Origin of the sequence: Rhizobacter sp. (genome assembly GCF_031412075.1) — a bacterium.
Lineage (GTDB): Bacteria > Pseudomonadota > Gammaproteobacteria > Burkholderiales > Burkholderiaceae_C > Rhizobacter.
Map to the genome: position 1 here is coordinate 1 of NZ_JANOCG010000240.1, position 6926 is coordinate 6926.

Consider the following 6926-nt stretch of genomic DNA (forward strand, 5'->3'; position numbering starts at 1 on the left):
AGCATGATGTGAACCTTGTGGCCATTGGGGGTAGGCCACGAATACACTTCGATCATCGTTATATTCTCCAGTCATCGCGGCACGCGCCGTGTGTTGTGCACTCTAGTGGATGCCACACCATCATGCTTGACGCTTTCAAGAAGCTGATCTCGCGCACACCCCCCGGGCCGGATTGGCGTGAGGTGGCGGAGTGGGCCAAGGTCAACAAGCTGAAGTTCAAGCGAGAGCATGAGGGTGTTGGCTTCGTCGTCGATGGGGGCATGGACAGCAAGCCCTGGCGCCTCGAGTGGGGCCCACCCCAACGCAACTACATCGAAGGCCACGAGTTGCGCCTGCGCATGGAACTGGGTCTTTCACCCAACCTGCAGGCGCTGCTGATCTCGCAGCCACTGCTCGAGACACTCGAGCGCCAGACCTTCGAGCGCTTCACCGAGAGCACGCAAACCGTCATCGACGGGGCCACGCCCGAAGAGATGCGCTGGCTTGCGATGTTTCCCAAGGTGGCCTACAAGGCGTCGAAAGAAGTGCGCATGCGGTTTGGCCTGGTGGGCAGCGCGCCGGCCGAGGCAGGCGCCTGGGTCGAAGGCGCTCTGGCGCACCAGATAGAAGAAGCTGCCGTCGGCTTCTTGAAGAACGAGCCGCCCTTCGTGCTGATGCTGCTGCGTGGCCGTGCCTACCTTCGCATGCAACTGCCTGATCCGGCCGTACCGATCATCTCCCAGGCAGTGGCCGTGTTCGAAGTGGCCGTGCTGCAGGCGCTGCGTGTGGCCGGCCTGGGGGCTGAAGGGTCAAACGACTGGTCGAGCACCGGCTCGACGGCCTGGCAAACCCAGCTCGGCCCGGAAGACGGCAAAGGGCGCTGAGCGCCCCTTGCAACCTCACTCAGGCGTAGCGCCCGAGCTCCAGCTTGGCGATGGCATTGCGGTGGACTTCGTCGGGGCCGTCGGCGAAACGCAGCGTGCGCGCCATGGCGTAGAAGTACGCGAGCGGGAAGTCGTCTGACACCCCACCGCCGCCGTGCACCTGCATCGCCCAGTCGATCACCTGGCAGGCCATGGTGGGCGCCACCACCTTGATCATCGCGATCTCGGCCTTGGCGGTCTTGTTGCCTGCCACGTCCATCATCCAGGCCGACTTGAGCGTGAGCAAACGGGCCTGTTCGATCATGCAGCGGGCGTCGGCAATGCGCTCGCGCGTCACACCTTGTTCTGCGACAGTGCGGCCGAAAGCCACACGCGACGAGGCGCGCTTGCACATCAGCTCGAGCGCACGTTCGGCCAGGCCGATCAGGCGCATGCAGTGGTGAATGCGGCCCGGGCCCAGGCGACCTTGCGCGATCTCGAAACCGCGGCCTTCACCCAGCAGGATGTTGCTGGCGGGCACCCGCACGTTCTCGAACAGGATCTCGCAGTGGCCGTGCGGCGCGTCGTCGTAGCCAAACACCGGCAGCGGGCGGATCACCTTCACGCCCGGCGTGTTGGCCGGCACCAGGACCATCGACTGCTGGCTGTGGCGCGGCGCCTCCGGGTCGGTCTTGCCCATGAAGATGTAGATCGCGCAGCGCGGGTCACCGGCGCCCGAGATCCACCACTTGCGGCCATTGATGACGTAGTCGTCGCCCTCGCGCTTGATGCTGGCTGCGATGTTGGTGGCGTCCGACGAAGCCACGGCCGGCTCGGTCATCGCAAAGGCGCTGCGGATCTTGCCTTCGAGCAGCGGCTCGGCCCAGAGTTTCTTGTGCTCGGTGGTGCCGTAACGCACGATGGTTTCCATGTTGCCGGTGTCGGGCGCCGAGCAGTTGAACACCTCGCTCGACCACATCACGCGGCCCATGATCTCGGCCAGTGGCGCGTATTCCTGGTTGGACAGGCCCGGGCCGTATTCGGCGTCGCGAGAGGAACCATCGGCGCTCGGTGGCAGGAACAGGTTCCACAGGCCTTGCGCGCGGGCCTTGACCTTGAGTTCTTCGATCGTTTGCAGCGGCGTCCAGCGTTTGCCAGCCTGGGTGTTGGCCTCGATCTCGGCGGTGTAACGCGCTTCGGCGGGGTAGATGTAGTCGTCCATGAAGCGCAGCAGCTTGGCCTGCATTTCCTGGGTGCGGGGTGAGTAGGCGAAGTCCATGTCTGTCTCCTTGGGGTGATCGGGTTTGGGGTGTTGTTCAGGCCTGCTGCGCCTGTTGGGCGACCTGCCAGGCCATCTCGGCCAAAGGGCGTGCGCTGGCCGCCACTTGGCGAGCCTCGGCGCTGGCGGCTGTGCCATCTTCGACGCGCTTGGCAATGCCTTGTGAAATGCCTGCGGCGCGGAACAGGTTGTAGGCGAGGTAGAAATTCCAATCGGCCATCACCGCCTCCACGTTGCCGCGGCCGGTTCGTTCGCAATATTGCCGAATGTAGGCCGACTCGGTGGGAATGCCCAGCGATGCGAGGTCCAACCCACCGATGCCGCGAAACATGCTCTGCGGGATGTGCCACGACATCACGTGGTAGCTGAAGTCAGCCAACGGGTGGCCGAGCGTGGACAGCTCCCAGTCGAGCACGGCAAGGGCACGCGGCTCGGTGGGGTGGAACATGACGTTGTCGAGCCGGTAGTCGCCGTGCACGATGGACACCTGCGACTCATCTCGCGCGCTTGCGGGCATGTGGGCCGGCAGCCATTCCATCAAACGCTCCATCGCGCTGATGGGCTCGGTGATCGAGGCCGTGTACTGCTTGCCCCAGCGTGCGATCTGGCGCTCGAAGTAGCTGCCCGGGCGGCCGTAGTCGGCCAGGCCCACGGCCTTCACGTCGACCTGGTGCAAGGCGGCGATCACGCGGTTCATTTCGTCGTAGATCTCACCGCGCTCGGGGTGGGTCATGCCGGGCAACGACTGGTCCCACAGCACACGCCCTTGCATGAACTCCATGATGAAGAAGGCGCGGCCGATGACCGATTCGTCTTCGCACAGCAGGTGCATTTGCGGCACCGGCACCTCGCTACCGCTCAGCGCCTGCATCACGCGAAACTCGCGCTCGATCGCGTGGGCCGAGGGCAGCAGCTTGGCGACCGGCCCTGGCTTGGAGCGCATCACATACGAGCGCTGCGGCGTGACGAGCTTGTAGGTCGGGTTGGACTGGCCGCCCTTGAATTGCTCGACTTGCAAGGGGCCAGCAAAGCCGCTCAGGTGCTGCTGCAAATAGGCGGCGAGTGCCTGCGTGTCGAACGCATGCTGCGCAGCGACGGGCTTGGTGCCGGTGTTCGAGTCCATCGGGTCTCGGCTCACCGGGCGCTGGAAAGGGTCAGCGCTCGGCGAGCGCCAGCAGCTTGTCTTTGGACAGCACCACCAGGCGTGTGGGCTCGATGCGCACCGCACCTTCGCGCTCGAAGCCTTTGAGCTCCTGGTTCACGCGCTGGCGCGAGGCGCCGAGCAACTGGGCCAGGTCTTCCTGCGCAAGCTGCAGGCCGATGCGCGTCTCGTCGCCTTGTTTCACCCCATAGCCGCGCGCCAGCAGCAGGATCTGCTTGGCCAGGCGCGCCGACAGCGGGCGAGTGTTGAGGTCTTCGATCATGTCGAACATCAAGCGCAGGCGACGGCAATTCAGGCGCAGCAGCGCTTCGTACAGCTCCACGTGCAGCGACAGCAGCTCGTGAAAGTCGGCCTTGCGCACTGCCAGCAGCGTGGTCTCGCCGTGTGCGTTGGAGTCGTGTGTGCGCGGGAAGTTGTCGAACAGCGAGATGTCGCCGAACCACACGCCGGGCTCCACGTAAGTGAGCGTGATCTCCTTGCCCGAGAGCGAGACCGAGCTCACGCGCACCGCACCCTTGGCCACGCCGCACCATGAGTCGGCCGACGCGCCGCGCGACGAGAGCATCGCGCCATCGGCGAGACGGCGCACGTGCGCCCTCGACAAAATGGCTTCGCGCAATGGCTGTGAAAGTTTGGAGAACCACGAGCCTGACTCGATGTTGGACAGCTCGTCGATTGTAAGAACGGGGTTGTTCATGTTTTGTCTCTGACGCGACAGAAGGCGCGGCGGTGCGATCAGCTGAAACGAGGTGGGCGTTTATCAAGAAAGGACTGCAGCCCTTCACCACCGTTGGCGTGAAAAAAGTTCTCGAGGAAATGCGCGCGCTCGGCATCGAGCTGCTGCGCGAGGCTGCGCTCGGGCCACTGGTTGACGAGCTCCTTGGCGCTGGCCATGGCGTTCGGTGCGCACAGCGCGAGACGGTCGGCGACTGCGAGTGCTTGTGTCAAAGCCTGGCCACTCGCACAGACCCAGTTGACGATGCCGTGTGCATGCAGTTGCTGCGTGGTGATGGGGTCCGACAACCACAACAACTGCAAGACCAGGCTGCGCGGCAGGCGCTGCATCAGCTGCCAGCTCGAGCCACCATCGGGCGAGAGGCCGATGCGCCCGTAGGAGAGGACGAACTTTGCGTCGTCTGCGGCAACGATCAGGTCGCATGCCAGCGCAAGCGAGAAGCCGCCGCCTGCGGCCGCACCTTCGACGGCGGCGATCACCGGCTTGGGGAACACGCGCAGCACTTCCACAAAATCGTGAAAGCGTTGCAGCATGTCGCCTTGTAGCGCGGGGTCGGCATTCTGGTTGACTTTGAGTTGCTGCAGGTTGCCACCTGCGCAGAAGTGCGCGCCTTCGCCGCGCAGCACGATGCACCGCACGCAAGGGTCGGCCTCGGCCACATCAAGTGCTTCAACGCCGGCCGCAAAAACCTGTTCGGACAGCGAGTTGAGTGAGGCCTTGTCGCTGATGGTCAGCACCAGCGTGCCTTCGCGTCGTTCGGCGTGCAGTTCTGAGGGCATGGTTCAGCGTGGTGAGGGCGCGCGAAACTCGCACGAGGGATTGTGTCATGCGCCATGATCGAGCGCGTCCGCAGGCCCGGTTTACCTCTGAAAACGCGGACTTCATGCTAGAGTCAATTGACACCCGGCTGCCTCATCGAATGCAGAGAATCCTGATCTCGCTCGCACTGCTTCTTGCTCTTGGCATGAGTGCGGATCGAGCGACGGCGCTGGGGTTTGGCAAGGTCACATCGGCCACCCATTTGGGCCAGCCACTGAGCTTTGCGATCGCGCTGCGGCTCGACCCCAACGAAACCCTCGAAGCCAAGTGCATCAAGGCCGATGTGAGCTTGGGCGATCGTGTGTTGGTTGACGCCCAGGTGCGCACCCGGCTCGAGACGGCGGCCAACACCGGTGAGCGCCGCGTGCGCATCACGACGACGATCCCGGTCGACGAGCCGGTGGTCAGCATCCAGCTGCATGTCGGTTGCCCCGCCAGCCTGTCGCGCGGCTTCATGGTGTTTGCCGACCCGCCGGTGCGCGGCGCGCTGGCGCCTGCTGGCGAGCCAGCCGAAGAGGCCTGGGTTCCCGACCGCGGCTCGTCGCCTGTCGGTGACGTGTTGGCGGCGGTTCCTGCGGCCGCCACTGCTGGGTCTGCTCCAGCGCCCGCGAGCCGGGTACGACCGCCGCGTGCTGCCGGTTCGCCCACTCGCGCCGAGGTGGCGGCTGCTGCGCGAGAGGCTGCCCCCGCAGCAGCGACGTCATCGCGGGCCCGCACACGCGCCCCTGTCAAAGCCAAGAGCGGCCCGGTGCTGCGTCTCGACCCGGTGGAGGCCGACGCGCTGATCTTGCCGTCGCTGCAGATGGCCACGTCGCTCAGCCAGGCGCCTGGCCCCACCGCGTCTGGTGCCGCGCCGCGTTTTGTCGACCCCGATCAAGAGCAACGCCTTCGCGAGCTGGAGCGTTTGAAAGCCATGGAAGCGGCCTTGCTCAAGCTGCGCAGTGACAGCGAGGCCACCCGCAAGGCGCTGGACGACATGCAACTGCGCGTGCGCGCGGCCGAGGCCAGCCGCTATGCCAACCCGCTCGTGTACCTGCTGGTCGCGCTCTGTGTGGTGTTGTCTGCGGGCTTGGCGGGCATGTTCTGGCTGAGGCGGCGAGATCGCCGCTCGCCGGCTTGGTGGACACCGCCGGTCGAGGCCACCCCGCCTGTGATGGTGGCCGAAGACGTGTGGACGCCACCGCCGGCCTCGCCTGCTGCCCCTGAGCTGATGCCGCTGCGCGATGCACTGGTGTCGGCGCCGATGCCCGCGCCGCCTTCACCGGCCGTTCCATCGCGTTCGGGCGAGCTCGATGCGGCCGTGGTCGAGCCACGCCGGCCGATGTCGGCCGAAGAGCTGATCGACCTGGAGCAGCAAGCCGAGTTCTTCGTGGTGCTCGGTCAAGACGATGCAGCCATCGACCTGCTGATGGGGCACGTGCGCAGCACCGGTGGTGTGAGTCCCTTGCCCTACCTGAAGCTGCTTGAGATTTATCGCCGGCGTGGTGAGCGTGAGCCTTACGACCGCATTCGCGAGCGTTTCAACCGCCGCTTCAACGCCTACGCGCCGGAGTGGGATGTCGACCCCGAGCTGGGCTTGAGCCTCGAAGGCTACCCCGAGGTGATGAGTCGCCTGCAAAGGGCCTGGGCCACACCGTCGCAGGCCATGGACCTGCTGGATGCATCGCTGTTCCGCCGAGATGCGGGGCCCACCTTCGACGTGCCGGCCTACCGCGAGCTGCTGTTCTTGTATGGCATGTCGCGTGACCTGGCCGAGCGCGACACAAGCCCCGAAGGGGTCGACTTGCTGCTGCCGCTGAACGACGAACCCGCGTCAACGCTCACCAGCGTGCAGGCGTCAACGCCACCTGCAGAGCCTGAGCACTTCTCGATCGACCTCGACGTCTCGAGCGACCAGCCGCCTCACCTCACGCTCGAAGACCCCGACTTCAAGCGAAACGCGCGTTGAGTCGCTCCAGGGCGAGCGCCAACGTCTCGTCTTTTTTCGCAAAACAGAAGCGGGCGAGCTTCTGCTCAAAGCCCCCCGCGTAGAAGGCCGACAGCGGGATCGCCGCCACACCCACCTCGGTGGTCAACCAACGGCAAAAG

General features: G+C 65.3%; 6 protein-coding genes and 1 pseudogene. 2 read left to right on the plus strand and 5 right to left on the minus strand.

The annotated features are described in order from the left end of the window. Positions 1–122: 122 nt before the first annotated feature. Positions 123–863, plus strand: a complete 741-nt coding sequence (locus RMO40_RS08455) for a hypothetical protein (protein WP_309719037.1) — start codon at positions 123–125, stop codon at positions 861–863. 19 nt (positions 864–882) lie between these two features. Here the strand turns inward: RMO40_RS08455 and RMO40_RS08460 are convergent, their stop codons facing one another. Genes RMO40_RS08460 through RMO40_RS08475 form a run of 4 tightly spaced genes read right to left on the minus strand, consistent with a single transcriptional unit; the run spans position 883 to position 4798 of the window. Next, positions 883–2121 (minus strand): acyl-CoA dehydrogenase family protein, encoded by a 1239-nt coding sequence (locus RMO40_RS08460; RefSeq protein ID WP_309719040.1) that lies wholly within the window; start codon positions 2119–2121, stop codon positions 883–885. 37 nt (positions 2122–2158) lie between these two features. Further along, the gene (locus RMO40_RS08465) at positions 2159–3244 is read right to left on the minus strand and encodes a phosphotransferase (RefSeq protein ID WP_309719043.1); all 1086 of its coding nucleotides are present in this window, start codon (positions 3242–3244) and stop codon (positions 2159–2161) included. A 31-nt stretch (positions 3245–3275) separates the two neighbouring features. Further along, the gene (locus RMO40_RS08470; protein WP_309719046.1) at positions 3276–3980 is read right to left on the minus strand and encodes a cyclic nucleotide-binding domain-containing protein; all 705 of its coding nucleotides are present in this window, start codon (positions 3978–3980) and stop codon (positions 3276–3278) included. 38 nt (positions 3981–4018) lie between these two features. Continuing rightward, the gene (locus RMO40_RS08475) at positions 4019–4798 is read right to left on the minus strand and encodes an oxepin-CoA hydrolase, alternative type (protein ID WP_309719049.1); all 780 of its coding nucleotides are present in this window, start codon (positions 4796–4798) and stop codon (positions 4019–4021) included. Between the two features lie 185 nt (positions 4799–4983). Between RMO40_RS08475 and RMO40_RS08480 the strand changes: the two genes are divergently transcribed. After that, a complete protein-coding gene (locus tag RMO40_RS08480) occupies positions 4984–6786 on the plus strand; it encodes a FimV/HubP-related protein (protein ID WP_309719052.1) in 1803 nt (600 codons plus the stop codon). On the opposite strand, the pseudogene RMO40_RS08485 reads toward RMO40_RS08480, so the two are convergent. Further along, positions 6767–6926, minus strand: a pseudogene (locus RMO40_RS08485) (methionine aminotransferase); the annotation flags it as partial. The gene RMO40_RS08480 and the pseudogene RMO40_RS08485 overlap by 20 nt on opposite strands.

Bases quoted from the DNA above. Each gene is read 5' to 3' on its own strand.
- RMO40_RS08455 (WP_309719037.1), top strand. From the start codon at position 123: ATGCTTGACGCTTTCAAGAAGCTGATCTCGCGCACACCCCCCGGGCCG.
- RMO40_RS08460 (WP_309719040.1), bottom strand. From the start codon at position 2,121: ATGGACTTCGCCTACTCACCCCGCACCCAGGAAATGCAGGCCAAGCTG.
- RMO40_RS08465 (WP_309719043.1), bottom strand. From the start codon at position 3,244: ATGGACTCGAACACCGGCACCAAGCCCGTCGCTGCGCAGCATGCGTTC.
- RMO40_RS08470 (WP_309719046.1), bottom strand. From the start codon at position 3,980: ATGAACAACCCCGTTCTTACAATCGACGAGCTGTCCAACATCGAGTCA.
- RMO40_RS08475 (WP_309719049.1), bottom strand. From the start codon at position 4,798: ATGCCCTCAGAACTGCACGCCGAACGACGCGAAGGCACGCTGGTGCTG.
- RMO40_RS08480 (WP_309719052.1), top strand. From the start codon at position 4,984: ATGAGTGCGGATCGAGCGACGGCGCTGGGGTTTGGCAAGGTCACATCG.